The following is a 26173-nucleotide window of genomic DNA, read 5'->3' as shown; positions in this document are numbered from 1 at the left end:
CCGCCGGCGTTTGTACCATGGAGACCCGTCGTCCGGAGGAGAGAGATGCCCCCAACTGCCGCCTCCCACCCGGACGATGTGGCCGCCCTGCTCTCCCGCGCCGAGCGGCTCGCGGCGCGCAGGCTGCGAACCGCCCTGGAGGAGTCGGGTTGTTCGGTGGAGTCCTGGCGGGTGCTGTCGCTGCTCTCCGAGAGCCCGGGCCAGGGCATGACGGCCATCGCCGACCGGACCCAGCTTCCCCCTCCGACGCTGACCCGGCTGGTGGACCAGCTCGTGGACGACGGCCTGGTGCACCGCAGGGTCGATCCGCTGGATCGGCGGCGGGTGGTGGCGGGGCTCACCCCGCGCGGCCGGGAGGTCTATCTGCGGCTGGCGGAACGGGTGCGCGCGGTCTGGTCCGCTCTTCCCGCCGACGAGGACGATCCGCTGCTGGTCGCCTTGCTCGACCGGCTGATAGCCCGCCTCGAGGCCCCGGCCGCGCTGCCCACGCCGGCCATCAACGGCCGCTGAACCAGCGGGCCGACGGCCCGGTCACCCGACCGACTCGGCGGCCTCGGCGGCCGCCTGCCGCAGCACGCCGGCGGTCCGCTCGTCGAGCGGATAGAACAGCTCGATCGCCAACTCCGACAGCGTCACATCGGCCGGCGCACCGAACGTCGCCATCGTGCCGAAGAGCGACAACTCCCCCACCGGCGACCGCACCCGCAACGGAACCTGGATCGGCCCGGCCGACGGCAGGAACGCCCCGTCCTCCCGCCACCCCTCCGGACGCGGATAGGAACGCACCTCCTCCAGAAGCACGCGCAGCCGGGGATCACCCGTGCCGTCGACCTGCCGGCCGAGGTACTCCAGGAAGTGGCCCCTGACCTCCGCCAGGTTCACCAGTCGGGCGGCCAGGCCCTCGGGGTGCAGCACCAGGCGGAAGACGTTCGGCGTGGGCTCGTGCAGCCGGGGCGGGATGTCGGACAGGAGCGAGCGCATCGCCCGGTTGGCGAGCCGAACGTTCCAGTAGCGGTCGAGGACGACGGCCGGATACGGCTCGTGCGCGGCCAGCATCTGGTCCAGAGCGGCGCGGATCTGGCTCAGCTCCTGGTCCTCCCACCCGCTCTCCCGGTAGGCGGGCGCATAGTCGGCCGCCAGGAGCAGGGAGTTGCGCTCGCGGAGGGGAACGTCCAGGGCATCCGCCAGCCGCAGCACCATCTCCCGACTGGGCCGCGCCTTCCCGGTCTCCACGCAGGACAGGTGGCGCGCCGAGGTCTCGGCGAGAAGCGACAACTCCAGCTGGCTCAGCCTTCTCCGCCGCCGCCACTCCCGCAGCAGCACCCCGACCCGCGATCCCCGCGCCCCATCCATGCCCGCAGCGTAGCGCCGAACCAACAGCGGCCGACCGGAGCTGACCGCCCAGGACGCTCGCCCACCGCTGCCCCGTCCCCGACCTCGCGGTGCGCACCCGGTCTAGAGATCCATCCGCCGCGTGGCCAGCACGGCCAGGAGCACCGGGACCAGAGCCCACCCGACATACGCGGCCCAGGAACCGCCCGTCGTCGCCGGATACTCGGGAGACGAAGGCCAGTCGGCTATCTCGACCAGATGCTCCCAGGCGGGCAGGAGCATCGCGTGCCGCACGGTGGCGCTCCAGGCGGACCGCTCGCCGACCATCTGCGGCAGCAACAGAAGCACGGCGCTCACCGTGACCAGGGTCGCCGCCGCGTGGCGTATCAGCGCGCCCAGGGCGAGACCGGTCATCGCGGATATCGGCGCCAACAGGGCCGAGGCGGCCATCAGTCGGGCGGCGCCGGGATGGTCCCAGGGCAGTCCGATCCCCCGCCCCGCGAGGATCGCCTGGCTGGTCCCGAAGGAGGCGACCGCCAGCACCGCGCCGTAGAGCGCCATCACCCCGGCGATCACCAGCCCCTTGGCCACGACGACCGCGTGGCGGGCCGGCACGGCGGCGAACGTCGTCCTGACGAGCCCGGAGCTGTGCTCGCCGACCAGTGCCATCGCCCCGAGCGTGCCGCAGACCAGGACGAGGATCATCGCGGACGCGGGCGTGAAGGCGTCCTGGGCGGCCCAGACGGGTCCGAGGTCGGCCTGTGCGTCCGGGGACAGGCTCGGCCAGGACTCGGAGTCCGAGCTGGCGGTGTAGGCGTTGATGCCGACCACCGCGAGGGCGCCGAGGACGAGGGCCCAGAAGATGGAGCGCAGCGTCCACCACTTCAGCCACTCGGCGGCGAGAAGGTGGCGGAACCGGTACCGCGACTCGTCGCCGGCCGAGCGCCGGGCGCTGGTCGTTCCCGTGGGGCCGGTCGTGCGAGGGATGGCGGTCATCGCGGGTCCTTCGCCGCGTACTCGACGCTGTCGGCGACCAGTTCCATGAACGCGTCCTCCAGGGAGGAGCCCCGGCCGGACAACTCGTGGACGGGGATGCGGTGGTGGGCGGCCAGGTCGCCGATGCGGGCGGCTGGCAGGCCGGTGACCTCGATGGCCTCGGGATCGGATGCCGGGGGAGGCACCACGCCCGCCCCGTCCTCCTTCGCCAGCAGCCCGGCGAGCTGCCGGGCCTGCGGGGACCGCACCCTGACGCGCTGCCGGGTGGCGCGGCTCGCGAAGGTGGCAAGGGCCTCGGCCGCGATCAACCGCCCCCTGCCGATCACCACCAACTCCTCGGCGGTGTGCTCCATCTCGCTCATCAGATGGCTGGAGACCAGCACCGTCCGCCCCTCGGCGGCCAGCCTCCCGAACAGGCCCCGCGCCCAGCGCACGCCCTCGGGGTCGAGGCCGTTGACCGGCTCGTCGAAGAGCAGCACCGGCGGGTCGCCGAGCAGGGCGCCGGCGATGCCCAGCCGTTGTCTCATGCCCAGGGAGAAGCCGCCGATCCTGCGGCCCGCCGCCGAGGCCAACCCGACCTCCTCCAGCACCGCCGGCACCCGGCTCCTCGGCAGCCCGTTGCTCAGCGCGAGCGCGGTCAGATGGGCCCGGGCCGTGCGACCGCCGTGCACGTCGTGCGCGTCGAGCAGGGCGCCCACGTGCCGCAGGCCCCTGGGCCGGCCGGCGAAGAGACGTCCCTCGATCGTGGCGCTCCCGCTCGTGGGGCGGTTGAGGCCGAGGAGGAGGCGCAACGTGGTGCTCTTGCCGGCGCCGTTGGGGCCGAGGAATCCGGTGACGCGGCCGGGACGGACGGTGAAGCTCAGTCCGTCGACGGCGGCGGCGCCTCGGAAACGCTTGGTGAGTTCGGTGACTTCGATCATGTGGTCAACCGTGCTGCCGCGCCCCCATCGTGCACATCAGACCACGGGCTAGATTCTCCGAGCGCCTATTAGCCCGGGGAATTAGGCCCACGGGCCAATGTGCCGGCGCAGGTCAGCGCACTACCATCGCCGCATGACCGCAACACCTCACGCTCCGTCACCGCAGAAGGGCCGCTCGGTCGCGGCCTGGTGCGCGGCCCTGCTCCAACCCGTCGCCGCCGTCAGCTCGGTGCTCGTCCTGCCCGACCCGTCCCTGACCCAGACCCTGCTAACCGCGGTGACGATGGCGCTTCTCGCTCCCCTGATGCGCCGCAACCCCCTTGCGGCGCTGGTCCTCGGCCTGCTGAGCCTGGCGGCGACGGCCACGCAGGAGGTGCCGAGCTGGACGCTGGCCGTGCTGCTGGTCGGCTGCGACATGATGATCGTCTACATCGGGGCGGTGCGGCGGCGGCGCTTCGCTCTCGGCGCCGGGACGCTCGCCTTCGCGGCCCAGCTCGCCTGCTCGTTCTCCCTCATGACGGACCTGATTCCCTGGGGCAATGTGCTCTTGCCCTATTTCATGTCGCAGATCACGGGGTTGCTGCTCGGGCAGATGATCCGGGAGCGCCGTGCCCACGAGGAGGCCATCCGGCAGCAGGCGGCGGCTCAGGCGGTCACGGCGGAACGGCTGAGCATCGCACGGGAGTTGCATGACGTCATCGCGCACAGCGTGGGGGTGATAGCGATCCAGGCCGGCATGGGGCGTCGGGTGATCGACACCCAGCCGGAGCAGGCGAGGAACGCGCTGGCGGCCATCGAGGCGTCCAGCCGGGAGACGCTGTTCGGGCTGCGCCGCACGCTCGTCGCGTTGCGCCGGTCCGACGCGGATGCCGCGGATGCCGCGGCGGCGCTCTCCCCGCTCGGCCCGGCGCCGGGACTGGCGGAGATCGACAAGCTGCTTGCGTCCGCCGGGGACGCCGGGGTCGCGGCGGAGCTGCGGTGGCACGGGGAGCGCGGACCGCTTCCCCCTGAGGTCGACCTGGCGGCGTTCCGGATCGTTCAGGAGGCGCTGACCAATGTGGTACGGCACGCCGGGGTCGAGCGTTGCCTGGTGACGATCGATCGCAGCTCCGACGACGAGGTGGTGGTCACCGTCGCCGACCCGGGGCGTGGCGGTGTCGTCTCGGGGACGGGCTTCGGCATCCTGGGGATGGAGGAGCGGGTCGGCCTGCTCGGCGGCCGGTTCCGGGCGGGCCCCGGACGTGACGGCGGCTTCCAGGTGGAGGCGCGGCTGCCGGTCCCCGGGGCGGTGGTCGCCCCATGAGCGTGCGCGTACTCCTGGTCGACGACCAGCCACTGGTGCGGATAGGGCTTCGCGTGCTGATGGCCGACAGCACGGACATCGTGGCGGTGGGCGAGGCCGGCAGCGGGGAGGAAGCCGTGGCGCTGGCCGAGGAGTTGGGGCCGGACGTCGTGGTGATGGATATCCGGATGCCGGGCATGGACGGTATCGAGGCGACCCGGCGCATCACGGCGGCCGAGAGCGAGACCCGGGTGCTGGTCCTCACCACCTTCGACGATGACGACACCGTCTATGGCGCGCTGCGAGCCGGGGCCAGCGGGTTCGTGGTGAAGGACATGGGTCTGGACGACATCCTCCAGGCGATTCGGGTGGTGGCGGCGGGCGACGGGCTGCTGGCCCCGGGCGTCACCCGGCGCATGATCGAGGAGTTCACCTCCCGCCCCCGCGAGGGACCTCGTCGGAGGGCGCTGCCGGACAGCATCACCGAGCGGGAGCGGGAGGTCCTCACGTTGGTGGGCCTGGGCCGGTCGAACGCGGAGATCGCTGCGGAGTTGGTGATCAGCATGGCCACCGTCAAGGCACATCTGGCGCATCTGATCTCCAAGCTGGCGGCGCGCGACCGGGTCCAGTTGGTCATCCATGCCTATGAGACGGGGCTGGTGACGCCCGGTGCGTAGGTTGCTTGCCTGGGTGCGGGCCGTGATCCGTTGGGTCGGACCCGCCTCGCGACGGGTGTCGGCGGCCCGTCTCCGCTGGCGAACGTGCTCAGCGGGTCGGCCGGTAGCGGGAGCAGCTGTGCCGCACGGTCACCCCGCTCAGCGCGTCGGTCCCGCCGACGGACTCCACTTCGAGGACCGCCACCTGACGGAGATCGGGCAGCCCCGCGAGGGGCGCCAGATCCACGCCCGGTCCCCCGGACAGGCTGAGGCGCTCCAGGCGAGGGACGGCATCGACCATCCGGGAGAGGTCCAGCCCCGGCGGGAGCGAGTGGAAGCTGAGTTGGCGGACGTTCTCCAGGACCACGCCGGACTCCAGCAGGTTCTCTCCCAACTCGCCCCAGCAGTAGACGTCGCGGAGACCCGCGACGCCGCTCAGCACACGCCAGTCGGCCGTCCGCAGCCTTCGCACCTTCGCCCCGAAGGCGACGGTCCCCAGTCGGGGCCACCCCCGAACGGAGGCGAGGTCCCCGAAGTTCTCGACGCAGAGCAGCCAGGTGACGGGCGCCTCGGGAGGCAGCACCGCCAGGGGCCCATGGGCCCTGACCAGAAGCTCCTCGGCGCCAGCGAGGTCGTGAAGGCCGTGCACCGGCTGGTTGCCCACCAGATCCAGCTGGATCGACCGCAGATTCAGATCCTTCAGCGTCGACACGTCCTGGCCACGCACGCTCCGTCCGAGATCCAGCTCTCGCAGGGCGACCAGCCTCCGCAGCAGGGTGAGGTCGACCGGGCCGCTGACGCGCAGCTGCGCGCAGCAGTCTTGGATCCCGGCGGAGATCAACTGCTCCGGGGCGACGCTGTGGGCCGTGTAAGGAGTGCGGGTGCGGGCGAGGTGGGGAAGCTCCTCGGTACGGGTGACGAGCACCGGTTCGCCAGGGCGCAGTCGGGGCAGGATGGTCTCGGCGTAGGCCCCGGGCTCGAAGTTGCTCCAGCAGAGCGCGAGCCGTCTCTCCACCTCCTCGTCGCCGCACCCGCAGAACTCCACCAGGCGGTTCAGGGCGACGTCGCCGCCGACAAGGCGCACGGTCTCGAAGACGGCCAGCCGCTCCTCATCCGAGGTCAACTCCGCCGGCCCCGGCAGCAGTTCCAGCACCACCGAGCCGGCGTGGGCCAGCGCGACCGCCTCGTTCCAGGTGCGGGGCGGCAGCAGCTCGGCCAGCCGGGCGGTGACCAGCTCCCGCGCCTCGGGCGCGAGTTGGGTGGCGTGTTCCAGGCAGGCGGCCGCCAGCAGGTGGAGCCGCAGGCGGTGGCGTCTGACCTGGTCGCCGCGCCTGACCAGGAGCCTCAGCAGCCGGGCGCGTTCCTCGGGGCGCCCGTGGGCGACGGCCATGCGGACGACATCCTCCCACTGGTCGCGGTGGGCGTTCTTCACCAGCAGCGGAAGGTCCCTGGCCTCGACCGCCTCGCGCGCCGCGAGGTAGTCCTGGAAGGTGCGGTGGACGAAGTCCACCAGCCCCTCCGCGGGTTCGCGCAACAGGCCCGAGCGCTCCAGCAGATGGCGGTAGACGTCCTCGGCCGAGCCCTGCTCCCTCACCTGCGGCATCGAGGGCAGCACGCCGTCGATGACGGCGACGGCGTCCGGGCGGTCCATCTCGGAGTCGCCGTTGCGGATCAGCCAGTAGGCGAGCTTCTGGAGCAGCTGGGTCGCCGAGGCGGCATCCAGGGTGATCCCGTGGGCGACCTGGCGCTGGCGATCCCTCCGCTCCAGGAGCATCCGCAGCGCCGCTTCGTAGAGCGCCTCGCGCCCCCTCGGGAGGTAGCCGTGGCTGGCGTGGTGCAGCGCGCACATCACGGCGCACATCAGCGGGTTGGTGGCCAGCCTGACCAGGTCCTGACGCCCGCGCACCGCGCGGAGCAACGCGTCCGCCTCCGCCTCCTCGACCCGCGCCGCGCGATGCCAGCGGTGGATCAGGGTGCCGACGTCCGCGAGGCTCAGGGGTGCCAGCGCGAGTTCGACGAACAGCTCGCGGGCCAGCCAGTCCTCGGCCACGGCGGCCGGCCGGCCGGTGACCAGCCACACGTTGCCGGGGAACTCCCGCAGCATCTCCCGCAGCCAGGCCCGTGTGGCGGGACGCCGTTCCTCGGGGATCTCGTCGATGCCGTCCACCAGCAGCAGGGCCCGCCCCGCCGTCAGTACCCGTTCCGCCCAGCCCGCCGGCGGCGAGTGGGGGCAGTTGACCGCCGAGAGGAAGTCGCCGGGGCCCGGCAGTTCGCGGTCGCCGCGCGCGAGGGTGCGCAACGGGAGGACGAAGGGCACGCGGCCCAGCAGGTGGTTGAGCCCGGGGGGCACCGTGTCGGCGGCGGTGGTGACGGCCAGCCACTGCACCAGCGTGGTCTTGCCGGAGCCGGCGCCTCCGCGCAGCAGCACCCGGTCGAGTCCGGCGAGCGCGCGTTCCGCGCGTTCGACCACGGGCATCTCGTGCCCCGGTTCCCGTCGGGCGGCCTCCAGCGACAGATAGGCGTCGTCCAGCGGCCATTCGTCGTCCAGATCGAGTCCGAAGATGGTCAGCGTGCCATGCCGTCCGGCCACATAGCGTCGGTAGCGTTCCTCGAAGGCGCCATCCTCCGTGGAACGGGTCGGCAGGCGCTCGATCAACAGGTCCAGGGTGGCGATCAACCGCTCGTTCTGACGGGTCTGTTCGACCAGAGTGCGGGCGACAAAGGTCGAGCGCTTGCTGAAGAAGTCGACGATGTGCAGGCAGGCCAGCCGGACCAGTGCGCGGTAGAACGCCTCGCCGGCGGCGGACAGTTCACGCGAGCGGTCGGGCAGCGCCTCCGCGAGCCGATCCGCCCCGAGCCTGACCGCCTGTGCGTCGTCCATGTCGAGGCGGCCCAGGCCGTGCAGGGTCTCGGCGAGGGCGGCCTCCAGCGCCGGACGCTCCTCGGCCAGGGCGGCGCCCTCGGTGCCCAGCGCCTTGAGACCCCGATCGACCAACTCGCGGGCGAGTCTGACCATGTCGCGCTCGCCGAGGGTGCGTTTCTCGCCTCGGAACGACACCAGCTCGTCGATCCGCACCGGCTTGTCGACCAGGCCGGCACCCGGCCCCGGGTTCCTGAACAGTCGCCGCACCAGCGGCGCGACCACTCCCGAGCCGAGGCGCACGCCCACACTCGCCATGTCCATCGTCGTCCCTCCCACCGAGGAGAATACGGTCCGTCACCTCGGCGCGGACGCGTTCCCGACGGGTTCGCGACGGGCCCGTCAGGGGGCGGGCATGACCGTCTCCGGCGCGTGGTCCCAGAGTCGGAAGAGGGCGTCGGCGATCTCCTCGACGCTCCGGTCGTCGGTGGCCAGGGCCAGGTCGCCGAGCGCGGCGTCGGCGAGCCGCCGGGCCTCGCGCGCGGACTCGGCGGCGATTGCGGCCAGTTCCTCCTCGGATCGCCCGATCAGCAAGTCGCCGGGCAGCTGCGGGCCCTCCCCGGCGCCACGGCGTCGCACGCGGTCGGCGAGCGTCTCGGGGCCGGCGGTCAGCCGATCGACGGTGAGCGGGTTCCCGGCCAGGGCACGCCGGTACTGCGCCAGGTCGTCCTCGGTGCGCGGGGAGCCGACGGCGACGAGATGGCGGCTGCCCCGGGTCGCGTACCGGCCGAGCAGGGCCGCCAGATTGGCGGACCTGAGGCGATGCAGCCCGGGGTCGTCCACGGGCGCCGGCCGGAGGAATCCGACCTGTCCGAGGTCGACAAAGCCCGTGCGGATTCCGGCCCGCTGGAGTCGTTGTGCCACCTCCCAGCCGACGGTCGAGGTGCCCACCGCGCGAGCCCCGCAGAGCAGCAGCGTCGCGACCGGGCCGTCGGGGGGCGTGGGCGCGGGCGGGTTCGGCGCCGGTTGCCCGTCGCTCGCGGCGGCGGGCGGGTGCCAGTCGGCGAGTACCCGTTCCACGACCTGCGCGGGCGGGAGGCCGCCGGTGTCGACGTGGCGATCCACCAGGCCCGCCCGCTCGAACTCCTCGTTCTCGGCGAGGACCCGGGCCAGCTCCTCCGGCAGGGTGCCCCGCCCGAGATAGCGTCGCCCCAGCTCCTCGGGGGGCGCCGTCAGCCCGCACAACGTCAGTTCGATCCCCGGCAGTTGACCCCGATCGACGCCGGCGAGCGGGTCCACCACGCCGGAGACGACGAGGCAACGCGCGCCGGCCGCGCGGTGGTTGGCGGCCAGCGAGGCCAGGTTCGCGGTCTTCAGCCGATAGCGCCCCGGGTCGCCCGGCGGCTCGGGGAAGTTCATGCCGAGCTGGTCGATGTCCACAAAGCCGACGGGTGTGCCGGCGGCGGCGAGCCGCTGGTAGAGCAGCCATCCGCTGGTCGACTTGCCCACCCCCGGCGGACCGCAGAGCCAGAGGACGGGGAAGGGGGTTCCGAGGCCGGGAGGTGGAGCGTTCACGACGCCGGAGTATGGCGCCCCGGGTGGGCGGGGCGCCACGGGATTCCCGTGCGGTGGGCGCTGGTTCACCATGGTGCGGTGTCGTCGCCCGCCGCCCGCCGCCCCGAGCGCGCGGCGGCGGCACATACCGGCGCCACGCGCCGCCGCGCCCTGAACACTGGCGCGCCGCGAACGGCCGGCACGCCGCCGGCGGTTGAGGCCGAACGGGTTCCCCCGCGCGGTGCCCCGGCGCAGCCGGGCGCCGGTCCGCCCCACCGCCCCGCACCTCCCACGGAAGGCAGGTCCGCCATGTCCGCCACGACCGGTGATCGCGCCCACGGCCCGACGGCCGACGAACCCGCCGACGAACCCGCCGAGGAGCCGGTGCGGCTCGCGGGCGGCATGGCCAACAGCCGCGCGGTCTTCCGCAGGGGCGATCGTGTCGACCGCCCGGCACCGCCCCAGGCCAAAGCGCTCCACGCCCATCTCGCGGCCCTCCGGGCCGGAGGCTTCGACGGCGTGCCCGAGCCCCTGGCGATCGGGCCTGACGGGCGCGAGCAGTTGGGCTTTGTGCCGGGTGACGTGCCGCTTCCGCCGTTCCCCGACTGGGCGATGACCGAGGCCGCGCTGCGCTCGGTGGGCGCGTTGCTGCGGCGGCTGCACGGCGCCTCCGCCGCGTTGCCGCCGCCCGACGCGTCGACGGGCTGGAGCACGGAACTCGCCGATCCCGAGGGCGGCTCCGTGCTCTGTCACAACGACGCGTGCCTGGAGAACGTCGTCTTCCGCGAGGGCCGGGCCGTGGCCCTGATCGACTTCGACCTGGCGGCGCCCGGCCGCCCGCTGTGGGACGTGGCGCAGGCCGCGCGCTACTGGGCGCCGATGCGCGACCCACGCTCCCGCGCCGGCTTCTATCCGGAGGGTCTGGACGCGATCGCCCGGGCCCGGGTGCTCGCGGACGGCTACGGCCTGACGCCCCGGGATCGCGCGGATCTCCCGGAGGCCATCGAGCGGGCCACCGCCGTCGGCCGCGCCTTCGTCGCCAGGCGGGTGGCCAACGGCGACCCCGTCTACCGGCGAGCGGTGGCCGAGGGCGGCGGCTGGGCGCGCTGGGACCGCATCCAGCGGTGGCAGCGGGCACAGCGCGAGGCGCTGCGCGGCGCCCTGCTGGAGTGAGCGCACCCGCCACCGATGACGGACAGCCACTGTCAGAGCCCACACCTACACTCTCCGTATGTTTCGTCGTGACTCCCCTCCCCCACCGCCCGCCGAATCACGGCCGCCCCATACCGACCGCACCCGCGCCGCCTACGACACGGTCGCCGAGGACTATGCCCGACTGCTCGCGAGGGACCTGGACCGCAGACCGCTGGAACGCGCCCTGTTGGGGGCGTTCGCCGAGCTGGTCCAGAGAGGGGGAGGCGGGCTTCCGGTGGCCGACCTCGGCTGCGGTCCCGGGCGGATCACCGGCCATCTGCACGGACTCGGGGTGGTCGGCATGTTCGGGATCGACCTCTCCCCCGAGATGGTCGCGGTGGCGAGGAGGGCCCACCCGGGGCTGCGGTTCGAGGTGGGCGCGATGCACGACCTCGACCTGGCGAACGGTTCGCTGGGGGGCGTGGTCGCCTGGTACTCCACGGTTCACACCCCGCCGGAGGAACTGCTGGCGATCTTCGCCGAGTTCCACCGTGTCCTAGCGCCGGGCGGGCGGCTGATCCATGCCTTCAAGGTGGGCGATCGCCGGCATCGTCTGGAACACGGCTACGTCCACGCGGTGGACCTCGACGTCTACTGGTTCCCCGTCGACCGCGTCATCGCCCTGTTGACGGAGGCCGGCCTGACGGTGGACGCGCACCTGGTCAGGGAGCCGGACGAGGACGAGCGTCCCGCGCGGGGCCGGGGCCAGCAGGGCTATGTCCTCGCCCACCGCCCCGAGGCCGCCTGAGCCGAGCCGAGCCGAGCCGAGCCGTGGGCCAACTCCCGTCGCCGGCGGGGCGGTTCCGCCGTCGACGCGTCGGTGTGGCCGGCGGGGTGGGGACCCTGCCGGCCACACCGGCGGAGGCGTCGGGCACGGCGCCGCGCGCCCTTGCCGGGTCGGTCAGTCGTTGGCGTTGAGGACCGGGTAGTAGCCGCCCGAGTGCCCGAGGGCGGTCGGGTGGTAGGCCTCCCAGGTCGGAAGCGCCAGGTCGTGGAGCCAGTCGTCGCCCGAGCACAGCTCGTGGCCGTCGAAGGCCGCCGCCACGTTGCCATAGGTGAAGCCGTGCGCCGAGGCGCGGGCGGAGATCACGGAGTTGAGCAGGTCGGAGGCGTCGTTGATGGCCTGCCGCTTGGTCTGGCTGAGCCCCAGGCAGATGCCGGAGGGCTCGGTGTAGAAGCGGGGGTAGCCGAGGACCACCACATGCGCGTTGGGCGCCCGGGACTTGATGGCGTTGTACACGCTGTCGAGGCGGGCCGGCAGGGTGCTGTTGACGAAGTTGCGAGCGGTGTTGATCCGGTTCAGGCAGGTGCTGTCGGAACCGAGCACGCAGGTGGTCATCACATCGGCGAATCCGGCGTCGTTGCCGCCGATGGTGATGCTCACCAGGCCGGTGGAGGAGTTGAGCGCGCTCACCTGGGAGCCGGTCACGTCGCTGGTGACGGCGCCGGAGCAGGCCACGAAGGAGAAGCTGGAGGGGTTGTTCGCCCGCTCCCACAGGGCGGGATAGGCGTTGTTGCTCCGGTGGCAGTTGCCACTCGAGTCGATGTAGTTGCCGGCACCGTTGCCCGAGGAGTACGAGTCCCCGAGGGCCACATAGGCGGGAGCGGCTGCCTGTGCCGGGCCGGCGCCCATCAGCGTCAGCACGACGCCGAAGATCAGTGCGGCGACGGCCGACAGGCGTCTGGTCAGTCTCACGGAACCTCCATGGGGGGTCGCTGTGGCACTGTTTGTACCAAGCAACGCGCGTTGATGGAAGTGGGCATGTCAATAACGAGCGGCATTGAACGGTCGCTTCATCCCGTTGACCGACCCCTGCCACCCCGAGGTCAACTCGCCTTCAGACGCCGAACGTTGCTGGTCAGCGAGCACCCACGAGCCGCCCGCTTCGCCGCCCGCACCGACGGGACACCGCTCCGGCGGACCCACACCCCCGTCCGCCCCAACCGCCCTTACCGACCCTCGCCGGACCCCGCCGGTCTCCGGTGTCACCCGCGTCACAGGGCGGCCGCCCGGGGCGGCGCCGAGATCCCTCCCTGACCCCGCAATCGCGGGCATTGTCAGACCCACCCGCTACCTTGTGCAGCAGTGAGGTGACTTTCCGCAATCGACGGAGGTCTCGGGTCGATAACCTTCGCGCATGGGCCTGACGAGCACGGGTAGCCGCCCCCGCGTACCCAACCGCTTGCCCTGTGCAGGTACCTGTCCTGACCAGGGAAGATAACGATTACAGATAGGTGGAATCGCGTGCCAGGCGATAAGAACTCACCGACATTGGAAGAGCCCACGCGGGCCGCCTTCGCAAAGCCACGGACCGATCCCGTGGTGTTCGGCGTGTCCGCCGCGGTCACTCTTGCCTTTGTCATCTGGGGAGCCGTCGCCACCGACTCGCTGGCCGACGCCTCGAGCGACGCCCTGAACAGCATCATCGAGAACGCCGGATGGGGCTTCGTCCTCGCCGCCTCCGGGTTCGTGGTGTTCGCGCTCTGGCTGGCGGCCAGCCGCTACGGCCGGATCACCTTGGGCAAGGAGGGCGAGGAGCCCGAGTTCAGGACCGTGTCCTGGGTGGCGATGATGTTCAGCGCGGGCATGGGCATCGGGCTCATGTTCTGGGGGGCCGCCGAGCCGATCAGCCACTATGTGACCGCGCCCCCGGGCACCTCCCCCGGTGACTCGGGCGAGGCGATGGCCACCTCCATGGCGACCGCGCTGTTCCACTGGACGTTGCACCCCTGGGCGATCTACGCGGTCGTCGGCATGGCCATCGCCTACAGCGCCTACCGGCGTGGGCGGCGGCAGACGATCAGCGCGGTCTTCACCCCGCTGATAGGAGAGCGACGTGCCAACGGCGGCGTCGGCAAGGTCATCGACATCCTGGCCATCGTGGCCACCCTCTTCGGCTCCGCCGCCTCGCTCGGCCTGGGCGCGCTCCAGATCGGCAGCGGGATAGAGGAACTCGACTGGATGAGCGATGTGGGCGAGGGCCTGCTGGTGGCGATCATCGCCTTCCTGACGGCGGCCTTCGTGCTCTCGGCGGTCTCCGGTGTGGCCAAGGGCATCCAGTGGCTGTCCAACATCAACATGGTGCTGGCGGCCGTGCTGGCGGTCTTCGTCTTCGTGGCCGGCCCGACCATCCTCATCCTGGACCTCATCCCCACCTCGGTCGGCACGTTCATCGATCAGCTGCCGCAGATGGCGGCGCGCACCGAGGCCAGCGGCGGCGAGGGCGTGGCCGGTTGGCTCTCCGGCTGGACCGTCTTCTACTGGGCGTGGTGGATCTCCTGGACGCCGTTCGTCGGCATGTTCATCGCCCGGATCAGCCGTGGCCGCACGATCCGCCAGTTCGTCGGCGGCGTGATCCTGGTGCCGAGTGCCGTCAGCCTCGTGTGGTTCGCCATCTTCGGCGGTACCGGGATGCGGGTGCAGGAGAGCGGCGTCGACGTGGCCGGGCAGGGCGGCGAGGAGGCGCAGCTGTTCACGGTGCTCGCCGAGTATCCGATCGCCACGGTCACCTCGCTGCTGGTGATGATCCTGGTCGGCATCTTCTTCGTCTCCGGCGCCGACGCGGCCTCCATCGTGATGGGCACCCTCTCGCAGAAGGGCTCCCAGGAGCCGAACCGACTGGTCGTCATCTTCTGGGGTGCGCTCACCGGTGCGGTCGCCGCGATCATGCTCCTGGTGGGCAGCGGCGAGGGCGGTGAGGAGGGCGAGAACCCGGCCCTCGACGGCCTACAGAACCTCACGATCCTGGCGGCGGTGCCGTTCACCCTGGTGATGGTGGGCCTCTGCTTCGCGCTGATGAAGGACCTGCGCCGGGACGCCCTGGTGCTGCGCGAGCGCAAGGGTGAGGAGGTCGTGGAGATGGCCGTGATCGCGGGCAGCGAGAAGTACGCCGGCGACTTCGAGATCCGGATCGGCCCGGGCACCGTCGAGGACGGCGCGGTGGCCGAGGCAGGTTCGACGGCCGTGATCGCCGAATCCTCCGGCGGTACGGGAGACGCTTCCTCGGACGAGAGCGGGTCCGCGGGGGACACCGGTCCGTCCAAGCCCTGACGGGCGCCGGTCGGAGGGACCGGCGACAGCACGACGGGGCCCGGGGTGGTCGGCTCGATGCCGGCCGCCCCTGGCCCCGCGCGCTTCGCACAACTCCCGGCGCGCGGGTCAGGGTTGGAGCTCGGCGGATGCCCCGGCGCCGACCGGTCCGGTCAGATGGCCTTGGCCGCCGCCCGGCCGGCCGTCCGCCCGGAGAAGAGGCAGCCGCCGAGGAAGGTGCCCTCCAACGAGCGGTAGCCGTGCATCCCCCCGCCGCCGAAGCCCGCCGCCTCGCCGGCCGCGTAGACGCCGGGCAGCGGCTCGCCGCCGTCGGTGAGCACCCGACCCGAGAGGTCCGTCTCCAGGCCGCCGAGCGTCTTGCGGGTGAGGATGTGCAGCCGCACCGCGATCAGCGGCCCCGCCTTCGGGTCGAGCAGCCGGTGCGGGGTGGCGATCCGGATCAGCCGGTCGCCGAGGTAGCTTCGCGCGCCGCGCATGGCGGTGATCTGGAGGTCCTTGGTGAAACGGTTGCCGATCTCCCGGTCGCGGGCCTCGATCTGGCGGCGCAGCTCGGACTCGTCGATCAGCCTCTCGCCGGTGACGGCGTTCATCCCCCGGACCAGCGCGCCGAGTTCGTGCTCCACGACGAAGTCGGGGCCGCGTTCCAGGAACGCCCGCACCGGGGCCGGGGCGCCGGAGCGGGCCCGGCCCAGGACCTGGCGGACGCTCTTCCCCGTCAGGTCGGGGTTCTGCTCGGAGCCGGAGAGCGCGAACTCCTTCTCGACGATCTTCCGGGTGAGGACGAACCAGCTGTGGTCGTGCCCGGTGCGCCTGAGGTGCTCCAGGGTGCCGAGGGTGTCGAAGCCGGGGAAGAGCGGGACAGGCAGCCGTTGGCCCCTGGCGTCCAGCCAGAGCGAGGACGGCCCGGGCAGGATGCGGATGCCGTGGTGGGCCCAGATCGGGTCCCAGTTGGTGATGCCCTCGGTGTAGTGCCACATCCGGTCGCGGTTGATCAGCCGCGCGCCGGCGCGCTCGGCGATGCCCAGCATCATCCCGTCCACATGGGCCGGGACGCCGCTGAGCATGTGCGCCGGCGGGCTGCCCAGGCGTTCCGGCCAGGCGGCGCGGACCAGGTCCGGGTTGCCGCCGATGCCGCCGGAGGTGATGATCACGGCCTGGGCGCGGAGTTCGAAGGCGCTGATCACCTCCCGGTTGCTGGCGACGCCGCGCCGCGCGGTGTCCTCGGCGAGCACCTCGCCCAGGACGGTGTCCACCTCGCCCCCGGTGCGCGCCAGCCCGCTGACCCGGTGGCGGAACCGCAGGTCCACCAGGCCCTGTTCGGCAGCCCGGCGGACCCGGCGCTCGAACGGGGCCACCACGCCTGGCCCGGTGCCCCAGGTGACATGGAAACGGGGCACGGAGTTGCCGTGCCCCGAGGCGTCGTAGCCGCCGCGTTCGGCCCAGCCGACGGCGGGGAAGAACCGCACGCCCATGCCGTGCAGCCAGGAGCGCTTCTCGCCGGCGGCGAAGTCGACATAGGCCTCGGCCCAGCGGCGCGGCCAGTGGTCCTCGCGCCGGTCGAAGCCGGCGGTGCCGAGCCAGTCCTGCCAGGCCAGTTCGTGGCTGTCGCGCACCCGAAGCCGGCGCTGCTCCGGGGAGTTCACCAGGAAGAGGCCGCCGAAGGACCAGTGGGCCTGGCCGCCGACGGACGCCTCCGGCTCCTGGTCCAGCAGGATGACCTTGCGCCCGGCGTCGGCCAGTTCGGCCGTGGCCGCCAGGCCGGCGAGCCCGGCGCCGATCACGATCACGTTGGCGTCATATGCCATCCCACGATCCTCCCGTTCGATCGATAGTGATCCTGGGTGGCCCGGAAGCGGGTCGTCAACCGCGAGGACCGGCGAAGCTCAGATCGATCGAGGGATGGCCGAGTTGATCACCCCTGGACGGCCGTTGCAGGTGATCGGGCGTTCGGTGGCCGATTCTGACCGGACAGGGCCTAGGGTCGAGGGCGTGATCGGACGAACGTGGGATGCCGTGCGGTGGTGGTTCTCCCCCCAGCGGATGCGGGACGAGGGGCCGACGCCGGACTACCGGTTCTCGCTCGCCAACGAGCGCACGTTCCTCGCCTGGTTGCGGACCGCCCTGGCGCTGCTCGCCGGCGGGATCGCGGTGCAGCAGTTCCTGACCGAGCTGCCCTGGGCGTTCCGGACGGCCGTGGCGCTGCTGCTGTTGCTGAGCGGCGCGCTCTGCGCGGTGCGCGCGGTCGACCACTGGGTGCGCACCGAACGGGCCATACGGCGCGGCGACGACCTGCCGTTGAGCCGGTTCCCCGCCGTGCTCTCGGTGGGCACGGTGCTCACCGCGCTGCTGGTCATCGGGGCCCTGCTGTGGCCCCACTAGAGCCCGAGGACCCGGCGGGACGCGCGGGCGAGGGGCGGCGGGACGGCGAGGGGCAGGAGGAACGCACCCGGCTGGCCTGGCGAAGGACGACCCTGGCGTTCGCGTTGGCCCTGGTGCTGGCGGGGCGCGGGGTGGTGATGGCGGACTCGGGGGCGCTGGTCGGGGCGTTGGCGGTGGCCGGCGCGGCGCTGGTCTGGGCCGGCTTCCTGGTGTTGACCCAGCGGCGGATGGTCTCGCTGGCCAGGTCGGGCGACCGGCGCGTGGGCCCGGGCACCGTGCTGCTCGCCGCCGGGAGCGTGCTCGCGCTGGCGGTGCTGGCCGGGGTGTGGCTGGTGACCGCGCCCCGCTGATCCGCCGGCCCCTCCCCCGGCTGGCTACCGCTGAGTACTCTGGCCGGATGGCTGAACCACGGATCATCTCCTCGCCCGAAGCGCTGCCGGAGGCGATCGGCGAGCCGCTGGGCCCGAGCGACTGGCTGCTCGTCGACCAGCGCCGGATCGACCAGTTCGCTGAGGCCACCGGCGATCACCAGTGGATTCACGTCGATCCGGAACGGGCGGCGAACGGTCCCTTCGGGTCAACGATCGCCCATGGCTATCTGACGTTGGCGCTGCTGCCCGTGCTGACTCCCCAGCTGCTGCGCGTGGAAGGGGTGCGGATGGCGATCAACTACGGCAGCAACCGGGTGCGCTTCCCCGCCCCGCTCCCGGTGGGCTCCCGGGTGCGGGCCCGGGGCTCGGTGGTCAACGCCGAGCCGGTGCGCGACGGTTGGCAGCTCACCCTGGCGGTCACCGTGGAGCGGGAGGGCGGCGAGAAGCCGGTCTGCACGGCCGAGACCGTCACCCGCTTCTTCACCTGACGGCCGCGGCAGGAGCCCCGGCCCGGCCCCGGCGACGACGGGACGCCGGGCGGGGCGGGCAACGGTCACCCGGCGGCGGTCACCCAACTGCGGTCAACCGGCACCGGTCAGCCGACGGCGGTCAGCCGCCCACGGCCCGACGTTCGACGGCGGCGGTCGACGGAGCGGACCGCTCGTCCGCCTCGGGGGCCCAACGCGCGGGCGTGTCCCAGGGGTTCGCGGTCTCGGACGGCTGGGGCGGGCGGACGACCATGGCATACGCGTTCGGATCATTCATGCCCATACGGTCAACCACCGTGTCGCCACACGCCACTTGAGCGTGACCGAATGCCCCAAAAGCAACTCGATCGTGTGATCGGGGTGCAGAGCGTCCGCGCCCCATGCCTCCATGCGCCCTGGCGACTCGCGCCCCCGGCGTGAGACCACTGGAGGCATGAAGAAGCGGCAGGGGCCGAACCACCGGCTGCGCGCCTTGCTCACCGAGGCCGGTTGGACGCAGGAGGCGCTGGCGCGTTCCGTCAACATCCTGGGGGCCGAGATCGGCTCCACGCTCCGCTACGACCGCACCGCCGTCGCGCACTGGCTCTCGGGCACCCAGCCCCGCCACCCGGTGCCCCAACTCGCCGCCGAGGCGCTGTCCCGAAGGATCGGGCGGGCGATCACGCCGGAGGCGGCCGGCTTCGCCGACGTCGCCAGCGAGGGCCCGCCGATCGACCCGGTCACCGGCTTCACCGCGCTCTGCCGCTCGGACGCCGACGCCGCCCGCCGGGTGCCGCTGCACCAGCGCCCCTACCGGGTCGCCGACGCCGTGGTGCCGCATCCGCCGCAGGGGCCGCCGCAGTTCAGGGGCCTGGGCCAGCGCGCCGAGGAGACCAAGGCGCTGCACGACGCGGTGGAGTTCTTCGCCACCTCGATCGACTCGCACGGCGGCCGGCACGCGCGCAGCGCGCTCTCCGCGTATCTGGCCGACGACGTGGTGCCGCTGCTCGGGTCCCGGCAGACGCCCAGGATGCGGGCCGAGTTGCTGGTGCTGGCCAGCCGGCTGGCCTTCCTGCTCGCCCGGATGTACGAGGACGGGCTGCTGCACGGCGTGGCCCAGCGGTACTACAACTACGCGCAGCGGCTGGCCGGGGAGTCCGGCGACCGCACCTCCTGGAGCGTGGTGCTGCGCGCGATGAGCGCGCAGGCGCAGCGCCTGGGGCATCTGCCCTCGGCGCTCCAGCTCGCCGAGGCGGCGCAGCGGGGGGCGCGCGGCGCGCCGCCGGCGCACCAGGCGTATGTGGGCACGCAGTTGGCGGTGGCGCTGGCCCGCACCGGGGACCGCAGGGAGGCCCTCGCCGTGCTCGGCCGGGCGGAGCGGGCCGCCGAGCAGGCCGGCGGCGCCGGCGCGCCGTTCGACAGCTACCCGCCCGCCGCGCTGCACTTCCAGACGGCCGCGGTGCTGGAGGCGCTGGGCGACCTGCCGGGCGCGCTGGGCGCGCTGCGGCGCTCGGCCGTCGAGCGCTCGCCCTCCGACCTGCGCGGCCGGGCGCTGACGCAGGCGAGATTCGGCCAACTCCTGCTGCGGGCCGGCCGGCTGGACGAGGCGTGCGCGGCGTGGAGCGGCTTCCTCGACGGGCGGGAACGGCTGCGGTCCGGCGACGCCGAGCAGGCGTTGCGCGCGATGCGCCAGGCGCTGCACCCGTATCGCAACCGTCGGCAGACGGCTGAGTTGTTGAGCCGGACTCCGCAGGGTCGTTGACTTGCCCGACCGGCGTTCCTACCGTCAATTCCTGCGCACCATCAGAGGAATCAGCGGCGGCGGGAGTGTGTGATGGACACCGACGAGGCGACCACGGCGGCGTCGACCGCCGGCGAACGGCCGAGCCCCGACAGGGACCAGGAGACGCCGCGCTATCTCTCCGGGTTCGGCAACGAGCACAGCAGCGAGGCGGTGCCGGGGGCGCTCCCCGTGGGGCGCAACTCGCCCCAGCGCGCGCCGCTGGGGCTCTACGCCGAGCAGCTCAGCGGCACCGCGTTCACCGAGCCCAGGGCGCACAACCGGCGCTCGTGGCTCTACCGTCTGCGCCCCTCGGCCGCGCACCCGCCGTTCCACCGGATCGGCAACGGCTCGCTGCGCGGCGCCCCGTTCGAGGAGACCGAGCCCGACCCCAACCGGATGCGCTGGGACCCGATGCCCGAGCCGCCGCCCGGCACCGACTTCGTCGCCGGGCTGTGGACCCTGGGCGGCAACGGGGACACCCGGCTGCGCTCCGGCATGGCGATCCACCTCTACCACGCCAACTCCCCCATGATCGACCGGGTGTTCGGCGACGCGGACGGCGAGCTGCTGCTGGTGCCCGAGCGCGGCACGCTGCTGCTGCGCACCGAGCTGGGCGTGCTGCGGGCCTCGCCGGGGCACATGGCGCTGATCCCGCGCGGGGTGCGGTTCCGGGTGGAGCTGCCCGACGGGCCGGCGCGTGGCTATGTCTGCGAGAACCACGGGCAGCCGTTCACGCTGCCCGAGCTGGGGCCGATCGGCGCCAACGGCCTGGCCAACGCGCGGGACTTCCTGGCGCCCACCGCCGCCTACGAGGAGGCGGGCGGGCCGGTCGAGGTGGTCACCAAGTTCTGCGGCCGGCTCTGGGCCGCCGAGTACGACCACTCGCCGCTGGACGTGGTGGCCTGGCACGGCAGCCATGTGCCCTACCTCTATGACCTGCGCCGGTTCAATGTGCTGGGTTCGATCAGCTACGACCACCCCGACCCGTCGATCTTCACCGTGCTGACCTCGCCCTCGGAGCTGCCGGGCCAGGCCAACGTGGACTTCGTGGTCTTCGCGCCCCGCTGGCTGGTGGGCGAGGACACCTTCCGGCCGCCCTACTTCCACCGCAACGTGATGACCGAGTACATGGGCCTGATCGAGGGCGCCTACGACGCCAAGGCGGAGGGCTTCCGGCCGGGGGGCGGCTCGCTGCACACCATGATGTCCGCGCACGGCCCGGACCGGATCACGTTCGAGCGGGCCAGCACCGCCGAGCTGCGCCCGGAACGGATCGATGACGGGCTCGCGTTCATGTTCGAGACGCGTTGGCCGGTGACGCTGACCGCGCTGGCCGCCGACGCCTCGCATCGTCAGCGCCGCTACGACGACGTGTGGCAAGGTCTGGAACAGCACTTCTCCCCGACGCGACCGTAGCGAGGGCCCGCCGGGCCGGCGCCGGTTCGCCTCCCGACCCGAAGGTCCGTCAGCCGTGAACGTCTTCGCCCCCGACTCGATCGACCTGAACCGCAAGCTGCCGCTGTGGTACCAGGTCTCCCAGTCGTTACGCGCCTCCATACTCGGGCGCCCGCCGCACGCGCCGCTGCGCCTGCCCACGGAGGAGCAGCTGGCCGAGCACTTCGGCGTGAGTGTGCTGACCATGCGGCAGGCCCTGAAGGAGCTGGAGACCGAGGGGCTGATCAGTCGGCACCGCAGGCGCGGCACCTTTATCGAGCCGGCGGCCCAACGCGGCGTCCCTGTACGGCTGTTGGGCACGCTGGACACCATCGTCGCCCAGCAGTCCGGGGGCCACACCACGCTGCTTGACCCGGGCCCGGTGCCGGTGCCGGTGCCGACCGGGCTGGTGGAGCACTTCCCCGGGGTCGCCGAGGTGGTGCGCTTCCGGCGGCTGCGCCGCGCGGCGCCGGACGGGGAGCCGGTGAGCTGGGTGGAGAACCTGATCCACCCCGAGGTCGCCGACCGCATCGACCCCTCGGCGCTGGAACGTTGGCCGATGACCCGGGTGCTGCGGGACGTGGCGGGCGTCAGGGTCGGCCGGGTCGACAACACGGCGCAGGCCAGGCTGGCCGATCCCACCACGGCCCGGCTGCTGGAGGTGCCGCTGCTCAGCCCGATCCTGCACATCACGGGCGTGGAGCACGACCTGACCGGGCGGGTGGTGGATGTGGCCCTGATGTCCTACCGGGGCGACCGCTTCTCCTTCTCGGTGACGGTGGAGGCGGAGCGCGGCGCCCCGGAGCGCGAGCCGGGCCCGGCGGAACGGGCGGAGCCGGCGGGCGAAGGGGACGGGCCGGCCGCACGGCACGACGTGCTCAACTGAACGGACGCCGCGACGCGCGGCGGCAGGGCGGGGATACGGGCCTTCGTCCCGGGAGGCGCCGGGGACCGGGAGCGCGACGCGTGGGAGGCGTCGCCCGGCGCCCGCCCGAGGTGGGCGCCGCCGCCGGAGACCGGACCGGGCTCGGCGGCGGCGGGAACGTCGAAGGGACGTCTGCCAGGCTCAGCCGCGCCCGCCGAAGAGCGTGCGACGCAGCCGGCGGAGCGGGGCGAAGAGGAGCACGCGGGCCGTGCGGTTGGCCCGGGTCGGGCTCTTGTGGTCGCGGCGGGTCAACTCCCGCATCAGCGTGGTGGCTTCCTCGGTCTCGCCCGCCGGCACGGCGGGACCGCCGAGCACGCTGAGGTGGCGGTCGAGGCGCGCGCTGTTGGCCGTGCTCCCGCAGTTGATCGCAGGCACTCGCGGCGGCCTGCCGTGCGCTGTTATCTGCTTCATGACTCTCCCACCCGTACAGCGGCACCCGGTCCGGGCAGGGTAACCCTAACGCCCCACAAGGACACGTGGGTATCCCGGTCCCACGATTCAGCTTTCCCGCAACGGGGTTGACGGACACGCCAACGCCCCGCCGGACGTCGCCAAGCGCCGTTTCCCCGGGGTCCCGGGCACCTCGTGAGGCTCCCCGGACCCATCCGTACCACCATCATGGCATCCACTCGCAAGGGCTAATATCCCGATCGTCCACTCTGACCCGAGAACCGCAGGATCTGCCCCAAGGGCCGTCAAAAGCACCGGTATGACAGCCGGTGGGACGGTGGGGCGCCGGCCCCGACTCCCGGGTCAGGCGGCCTGGTTGAGGTCCGCCGCGCGCCGGAACGTGGCCCGCACCGTCTTGCCTCCCGGCCTGGGGACGACGGCCACCCCCGACGCCAGCGAGCGCACCAGCGGCCAGCCGAAGCCGCCGCCGCGCAGCACGTCGGGGCTGCGGGCGTGCGGCGGGCGCGGCTCGCCGTCGTCCACTTCCACCACCACCGCCTCCGGCGTGGCGGTCAGGTGCAGCGCGAAGCTGCCGCCGCCGTGCCGGAGGGCGTTGGTGACCAGCTCGGAGACCGCCAACAGCAGGGCGTCCGCCAGGTCCTGGCTCAAGGCTGGGGCGAGATCGTCGCAGAAGGCGCGGGTGAGGTCGCGGGCTCGGGAGACGTCCGCCAGGGTCGTGCCGGCCACGCCGGCGGCGGCCCTGCCTCGGGCGCCGGCCCGCCCCACCGTTCGAATGCCGTTCATTCCTGTCACTCCCCTCGATCCGTGGTGCCCGTCCGGGGCCTTCGCCACCTCCCTGTGGACGAGCGTTCCCGATTCGTCGCCTTCTAGGCGTGTCCGCGACGACTCGCCCGGCGCGCCGCGCCGTGCGCCGGCGCTCAGTCGGCGTAGACCTCGGCCCGGTCCACGCTGACGAAGGCGGCGCCGGATTCGGGGTTGCGCTCGCCGGTGACCCGGATCGTCAACGTGTGGGTGCCGTGCGGCAGTCGGGGGCTGAGGTACTGGAGCGCCTCGCCGACGCGGATCGGGCCGTGGAGGTCGACGCGCTCCTCGGGCCCGCCGTCGACGCTGATGGCGGCGATGCCGTTGCCGGTGTCGCGCACGGACAGCAGCGCGATCCTGGTGCCGGTGAAGGTGAACGTCGCGGTGGCGCCCGGCTGGTCGCTCCAGTGGTCGTCGCCCCAGAAGCACTGGGCGGCGCAGCCGGTGCCGGAGTTCCAGTCGCCCTCGAAGGTGACGGTGCCGTCGCCGCTGGAGCGGCCGTCGTCGTTGATCCAGTAGTTGAGGCCCGCCACGTTCGAGCCGGGGTCGCCCGACGGCAGGTCCTGGGTGGCGCCGAGCGCGAGCGGGGTGCCGAGGTCGGGGCTGCCGTCCGGGTTCCAACCGATGCGCTGGGCGCGGGTGGTGCGGTCGGTGTAGGTGTAGTCGGAGGTGGTCTTGGCGTGGTAGATGATCCAGTCCTCGGTCCCGTCCGGCGAGGTGAAGAAGTTGTGGTGGCCGGGCCCGAAGACGCCGGCGGCGTCGTCGCGGGAGAACGACGGCCCCTGGTGCTGGGTCCAGTTCGACGCGACCAGCGGGTCCGCGCCGTCCGGCAGGGACATCATCCAGACCTGGTAGTCCGGCTTGCCGGTGTCGCAGGCGGAGTAGGTCATCCAGGTGTGGCCGTTGCGGTAGAGGAACGCCGGGCCCTCGCGGACCTCGGGGCAGCCGCCGGCGGCGTCCAGGGCGACCGCGTCGCCGGAGACGGTGTAGGGGTTGGACATCGGGGCGATGTTGAGGCCGTTGTGCTGGTACTCGTTGAGGCCGCTGTAGGCGAGGTAGAGCCGGCCGTCGTGCTGGAGGATGCCGGGGTCGATCGCGAAGTCGTCGACGTGGTTGGGCGGTTCGAGCTTGCCCTTGAAGTGGTAGGGCCCCCTGGGGTCGTCGCCCTCGGACTCCAGGACGTAGAGCCGGTGGTGTTCGTCCACGCCGTCGTCGGCCGTGTAGTACAGGTACCAGCGCTCGTTGAAGCGGTAGAACTCCGGGGCCCAGAGGTGCTGGTCGCGGGAGGGGTCGGTGTCGGTCCACACCGTGACGGGGTCGGCCGCGAGCAGGGTGGAGAGGGAGGGCGCGCTCCACATCCGGATGGCGTCGCCCTGGGTGGTGGCGAGGTGGTAGTTCCCGTTGGCGTAGGTGACGAACGGGTCGGGGCCTGTGTTGAGCGGGTTGCGGAAGGTTCCGGTGGCTTGGGGCATCGCTTCTCCTGCCGAGGACCGCGGCGCACCGGCCAGGCCGATGAGCAACGCGAGCAGGGCGGTGATCAGGGCGGTTCTGGAGCGGGCGCGCATCGGTGCTCCCTCGGTCGTTCGGGGTCCTCAGGGACGCCGTGGCGGCGTCGGGTTGCGACGGGGTCGTCCCAACCTCGTCATGGCATCACGGGACTTACAGCGATGGAAATACCCAAGGTCGAACGTTTTCCATCCCCGCGCCGCGCAAGGTCCGACGGCGACGGAACGGGGCGGCGCGCCCTCCCGACCCGGTGTCCCGGTGTCGGTGAGGGCGCGCCGCCCCGTTGGTGCGGGCGCGGGGCGCGGGTGCCGGCCGCCGCTACTCGGGGTGCCAGTGCAGCCCTTCGGCCGCCAGCCGCACCCGGCCGAAGACGACGTCGGCGAAGTAGCTGCCGAAGCCGAGCGTGTCGGCCCGCTGCAACTCGGCGATCAGCCGCCGGCGGCGGGCCGTCGCGCCGCGCGGGTCGGCGTCGGGCAGCAGCGACCACTCCGGGTGCCGCACCTGGACCGGCGAGTGCAGCGCGCCGCCGAAGGCCAGCAGCCGCTCGCCACGGGAGGTGATGGTGAAGCCGGTGTGCCCCGGCAGCGCCAGGGCGCGGACGCCGGGAAAGACCTCCTCCCCCGGCACCACCCGGCGCAGCCGTCGCCGCAGCGCCGGCGGCAGCTCGGGCACCGGGCCGTCCCAGGCTCCGGCCGGGACCACGAAGGTGGCCCGGGTGAACACCGGAGGCCGCACGCTGGCCCAGCCGAGCTGGTCGAGGTGGAGCCGGGTGAACGCCACCACCTCGATGCCCTCCGGGCCGGGGCCGAGCCGGGCGAGGTTGCCCGGCAGCGAGCCGCCGTGCGCGGCGGCGCCGTGCCGCCGGGCGTCGTCCGCCGGCTCCGCCCGCCGACCCGGCGGGCCCGTGGCGCCCACCAGGTCGGCGGGCGCCTCGGGCCGGGCCGGCACCGAGTGTGGCCCGAGCCCGGTGTCGATCAGCAGGGCCCGGGTGCCGCGCTGCACCAGCAACCCGCCGATGTTGGCCACCAGATGGCCCGTGTCGTTGAGATAGGACCGGTACGCCGCCGGGCGCAGCGACCCGGCGGGCTTGAGCAGCATCGCGCCGTCCGGCACATAGCTGACCCTCAGGTCCCCGACGTGGAGCGTGCGCGGGGCGGACGGCCGGCGGAGCCGCCTGTCGTTCAGCACGGCCACCTCCTGACTGCGGGGGCCGGCCCGCCGCGTGGCGCGCGGCGGGCCGTGCACGCGGAT

24 protein-coding genes are annotated in these 26173 nt (G+C 73.0%); 12 read left to right on the top strand and 12 right to left on the bottom strand.

Features of this window, described 5'->3' with window-relative positions; all coding sequences use genetic code 11:
* Positions 1–45: 45 nt before the first annotated feature.
* Positions 46–510: a MarR family winged helix-turn-helix transcriptional regulator gene (locus FH609_RS24285; RefSeq protein ID WP_139671558.1), complete on the top strand. Its 465-nt coding sequence runs from the start codon at positions 46–48 to the stop codon at positions 508–510.
* 21 nt (positions 511–531) lie between these two features.
* Here the strand turns inward: FH609_RS24285 and FH609_RS24280 are convergent, their stop codons facing one another.
* The 3 genes from FH609_RS24280 to FH609_RS24270 all read right to left on the bottom strand — a co-directional run bounded on the left by FH609_RS24280 (position 532) and on the right by FH609_RS24270 (position 3248).
* Positions 532–1353, bottom strand: coding sequence for a helix-turn-helix domain-containing protein (locus tag FH609_RS24280; RefSeq protein WP_139671561.1), 822 nt, complete (start codon positions 1351–1353; stop codon positions 532–534).
* Positions 1354–1455: 102 nt separating this feature from the next.
* Positions 1456–2328, bottom strand: a complete 873-nt coding sequence (locus tag FH609_RS24275) for an ABC transporter permease (RefSeq protein WP_139671564.1) — start codon at positions 2326–2328, stop codon at positions 1456–1458.
* A complete protein-coding gene (locus FH609_RS24270) occupies positions 2325–3248 on the bottom strand; it encodes an ABC transporter ATP-binding protein (protein ID WP_139671566.1) in 924 nt (307 codons plus the stop codon). The genes FH609_RS24275 and FH609_RS24270 overlap by 4 nt, the downstream gene beginning before the upstream one ends.
* A gap of 133 nt (positions 3249–3381) precedes the next feature.
* Between FH609_RS24270 and FH609_RS24265 the strand changes: the two genes are divergently transcribed.
* Both FH609_RS24265 and FH609_RS24260 read left to right on the top strand, forming a co-directional pair.
* Positions 3382–4551, top strand: a complete 1170-nt coding sequence (locus FH609_RS24265) for a sensor histidine kinase (RefSeq protein ID WP_139671570.1) — start codon at positions 3382–3384, stop codon at positions 4549–4551.
* Positions 4548–5207, top strand: a complete 660-nt coding sequence (locus tag FH609_RS24260) for a response regulator (RefSeq protein WP_139671573.1) — start codon at positions 4548–4550, stop codon at positions 5205–5207. The genes FH609_RS24265 and FH609_RS24260 overlap by 4 nt, the downstream gene beginning before the upstream one ends.
* Before the next feature lie 88 nt (positions 5208–5295).
* Here FH609_RS24260 and FH609_RS24255 read toward each other — a convergent pair whose 3' ends face one another.
* Both FH609_RS24255 and FH609_RS24250 read right to left on the bottom strand, forming a co-directional pair.
* Positions 5296–8370, bottom strand: coding sequence for an NACHT domain-containing protein (locus tag FH609_RS24255; RefSeq protein WP_226961916.1), 3075 nt, complete (start codon positions 8368–8370; stop codon positions 5296–5298).
* Positions 8371–8448: 78 nt separating this feature from the next.
* On the bottom strand, positions 8449–9621 hold the full coding sequence (locus FH609_RS24250) for an AAA family ATPase (protein ID WP_139671576.1): 1173 nt from the start codon (positions 9619–9621) through the stop codon (positions 8449–8451).
* Between the two features lie 381 nt (positions 9622–10002).
* Here FH609_RS24250 and FH609_RS24245 point away from each other — a divergent pair, with 381 nt between their 5' ends.
* Positions 10003–10773: a phosphotransferase gene (locus FH609_RS24245; RefSeq protein WP_226961928.1), complete on the top strand. Its 771-nt coding sequence runs from the start codon at positions 10003–10005 to the stop codon at positions 10771–10773.
* Between the two features lie 58 nt (positions 10774–10831).
* Complete coding sequence (locus FH609_RS24240) at positions 10832–11542, top strand: class I SAM-dependent DNA methyltransferase (protein WP_139671582.1); 711 nt, start codon at positions 10832–10834, stop codon at positions 11540–11542.
* 153 nt (positions 11543–11695) lie between these two features.
* Here FH609_RS24240 and FH609_RS24235 read toward each other — a convergent pair whose 3' ends face one another.
* Positions 11696–12490, bottom strand: coding sequence for an SGNH/GDSL hydrolase family protein (locus FH609_RS24235; RefSeq protein WP_139671585.1), 795 nt, complete (start codon positions 12488–12490; stop codon positions 11696–11698).
* Between the two features lie 576 nt (positions 12491–13066).
* Here FH609_RS24235 and FH609_RS24230 point away from each other — a divergent pair.
* Entirely contained in the window at positions 13067–14845 is a 1779-nt protein-coding gene (locus tag FH609_RS24230; protein ID WP_405379088.1) for a BCCT family transporter, read from the top strand.
* A gap of 152 nt (positions 14846–14997) precedes the next feature.
* Here the strand turns inward: FH609_RS24230 and FH609_RS24225 are convergent, their stop codons facing one another.
* Entirely contained in the window at positions 14998–16650 is a 1653-nt protein-coding gene (locus tag FH609_RS24225) for an FAD-binding dehydrogenase (RefSeq protein ID WP_139671590.1), read from the bottom strand.
* A gap of 235 nt (positions 16651–16885) precedes the next feature.
* On the opposite strand from FH609_RS24225, the gene FH609_RS24220 reads away from it, so the two are divergent.
* From FH609_RS24220 to FH609_RS24210, 3 genes are read left to right on the top strand one after another with little or no spacing between them, the layout of a single operon-like run.
* A complete protein-coding gene (locus tag FH609_RS24220) occupies positions 16886–17224 on the top strand; it encodes a YidH family protein (RefSeq protein ID WP_226961927.1) in 339 nt (112 codons plus the stop codon).
* Positions 17212–17574, top strand: a complete 363-nt coding sequence (locus tag FH609_RS24215; protein WP_139671596.1) for a DUF202 domain-containing protein — start codon at positions 17212–17214, stop codon at positions 17572–17574. The genes FH609_RS24220 and FH609_RS24215 overlap by 13 nt, the downstream gene beginning before the upstream one ends.
* Positions 17575–17621: 47 nt before the next feature.
* Positions 17622–18083, top strand: a complete 462-nt coding sequence (locus FH609_RS24210; RefSeq protein ID WP_139671599.1) for a MaoC family dehydratase — start codon at positions 17622–17624, stop codon at positions 18081–18083.
* 121 nt (positions 18084–18204) lie between these two features.
* Here the strand turns inward: FH609_RS24210 and FH609_RS31245 are convergent, their stop codons facing one another.
* Positions 18205–18360 (bottom strand): hypothetical protein, encoded by a 156-nt coding sequence (locus FH609_RS31245; protein WP_193318024.1) that lies wholly within the window; start codon positions 18358–18360, stop codon positions 18205–18207.
* A gap of 156 nt (positions 18361–18516) precedes the next feature.
* On the opposite strand from FH609_RS31245, the gene FH609_RS24205 reads away from it, so the two are divergent.
* From FH609_RS24205 to FH609_RS24195, 3 genes are all read left to right on the top strand, one after another.
* On the top strand, positions 18517–19824 hold the full coding sequence (locus tag FH609_RS24205) for a tetratricopeptide repeat protein (RefSeq protein ID WP_139671601.1): 1308 nt from the start codon (positions 18517–18519) through the stop codon (positions 19822–19824).
* A 72-nt stretch (positions 19825–19896) separates the two neighbouring features.
* Positions 19897–21261, top strand: a complete 1365-nt coding sequence (gene hmgA / locus FH609_RS24200; RefSeq protein WP_139671604.1) for a homogentisate 1,2-dioxygenase — start codon at positions 19897–19899, stop codon at positions 21259–21261.
* 55 nt (positions 21262–21316) lie between these two features.
* Complete coding sequence (locus tag FH609_RS24195; RefSeq protein ID WP_139671607.1) at positions 21317–22165, top strand: GntR family transcriptional regulator; 849 nt, start codon at positions 21317–21319, stop codon at positions 22163–22165.
* Between the two features lie 180 nt (positions 22166–22345).
* On the opposite strand, the gene FH609_RS24190 is transcribed toward FH609_RS24195, so the two are convergent.
* From FH609_RS24190 to FH609_RS24175, 4 genes are all read right to left on the bottom strand, one after another.
* Entirely contained in the window at positions 22346–22615 is a 270-nt protein-coding gene (locus FH609_RS24190) for a hypothetical protein (protein ID WP_139671609.1), read from the bottom strand.
* Positions 22616–22957: 342 nt separating this feature from the next.
* Positions 22958–23398, bottom strand: coding sequence for an ATP-binding protein (locus FH609_RS24185; protein ID WP_139671612.1), 441 nt, complete (start codon positions 23396–23398; stop codon positions 22958–22960).
* Positions 23399–23532: 134 nt separating this feature from the next.
* Positions 23533–24981, bottom strand: a complete 1449-nt coding sequence (locus tag FH609_RS24180) for a glycoside hydrolase family 43 protein (protein ID WP_139671615.1) — start codon at positions 24979–24981, stop codon at positions 23533–23535.
* A 259-nt stretch (positions 24982–25240) separates the two neighbouring features.
* Positions 25241–26110 (bottom strand): MBL fold metallo-hydrolase, encoded by an 870-nt coding sequence (locus FH609_RS24175; protein WP_226961914.1) that lies wholly within the window; start codon positions 26108–26110, stop codon positions 25241–25243.
* Positions 26111–26173 lie beyond the last annotated feature (63 nt).

Origin of the sequence: Streptomyces sp. 3MP-14 (assembly GCF_006334905.2) — a bacterium.
Classification (GTDB): domain Bacteria; phylum Actinomycetota; class Actinomycetes; order Streptomycetales; family Streptomycetaceae; genus Streptomyces; species Streptomyces triticirhizae.
The sequence above is the reverse complement of the archived record's forward strand: the minus strand, read 5'-3'. Positions and strand labels throughout refer to the sequence as shown.

Excerpts from the sequence above, each read along its gene's own strand:
- FH609_RS24180 (WP_139671615.1), bottom strand. The coding sequence starts at position 24,981 with ATGCGCGCCCGCTCCAGAACCGCCCTGATCACCGCCCTGCTCGCGTTG.
- FH609_RS24185 (WP_139671612.1), bottom strand. The coding sequence starts at position 23,398 with ATGAACGGCATTCGAACGGTGGGGCGGGCCGGCGCCCGAGGCAGGGCC.
- FH609_RS24265 (WP_139671570.1), top strand. The coding sequence starts at position 3,382 with ATGACCGCAACACCTCACGCTCCGTCACCGCAGAAGGGCCGCTCGGTC.
- FH609_RS24285 (WP_139671558.1), top strand. The coding sequence starts at position 46 with ATGCCCCCAACTGCCGCCTCCCACCCGGACGATGTGGCCGCCCTGCTC.
- hmgA (WP_139671604.1), top strand. The coding sequence starts at position 19,897 with ATGGACACCGACGAGGCGACCACGGCGGCGTCGACCGCCGGCGAACGG.
- FH609_RS24205 (WP_139671601.1), top strand. The coding sequence starts at position 18,517 with ATGAAGAAGCGGCAGGGGCCGAACCACCGGCTGCGCGCCTTGCTCACC.
- FH609_RS24255 (WP_226961916.1), bottom strand. The coding sequence starts at position 8,370 with ATGGACATGGCGAGTGTGGGCGTGCGCCTCGGCTCGGGAGTGGTCGCG.
- FH609_RS24275 (WP_139671564.1), bottom strand. The coding sequence starts at position 2,328 with ATGACCGCCATCCCTCGCACGACCGGCCCCACGGGAACGACCAGCGCC.
- FH609_RS24190 (WP_139671609.1), bottom strand. The coding sequence starts at position 22,615 with ATGAAGCAGATAACAGCGCACGGCAGGCCGCCGCGAGTGCCTGCGATC.
- FH609_RS24225 (WP_139671590.1), bottom strand. The coding sequence starts at position 16,650 with ATGGCATATGACGCCAACGTGATCGTGATCGGCGCCGGGCTCGCCGGC.
- FH609_RS24240 (WP_139671582.1), top strand. The coding sequence starts at position 10,832 with ATGTTTCGTCGTGACTCCCCTCCCCCACCGCCCGCCGAATCACGGCCG.
- FH609_RS24280 (WP_139671561.1), bottom strand. The coding sequence starts at position 1,353 with ATGGATGGGGCGCGGGGATCGCGGGTCGGGGTGCTGCTGCGGGAGTGG.
- FH609_RS31245 (WP_193318024.1), bottom strand. The coding sequence starts at position 18,360 with ATGAATGATCCGAACGCGTATGCCATGGTCGTCCGCCCGCCCCAGCCG.
- FH609_RS24260 (WP_139671573.1), top strand. The coding sequence starts at position 4,548 with ATGAGCGTGCGCGTACTCCTGGTCGACGACCAGCCACTGGTGCGGATA.
- FH609_RS24210 (WP_139671599.1), top strand. The coding sequence starts at position 17,622 with ATGGCTGAACCACGGATCATCTCCTCGCCCGAAGCGCTGCCGGAGGCG.
- FH609_RS24220 (WP_226961927.1), top strand. The coding sequence starts at position 16,886 with ATGCGGGACGAGGGGCCGACGCCGGACTACCGGTTCTCGCTCGCCAAC.
- FH609_RS24245 (WP_226961928.1), top strand. The coding sequence starts at position 10,003 with ATGGCCAACAGCCGCGCGGTCTTCCGCAGGGGCGATCGTGTCGACCGC.
- FH609_RS24270 (WP_139671566.1), bottom strand. The coding sequence starts at position 3,248 with ATGATCGAAGTCACCGAACTCACCAAGCGTTTCCGAGGCGCCGCCGCC.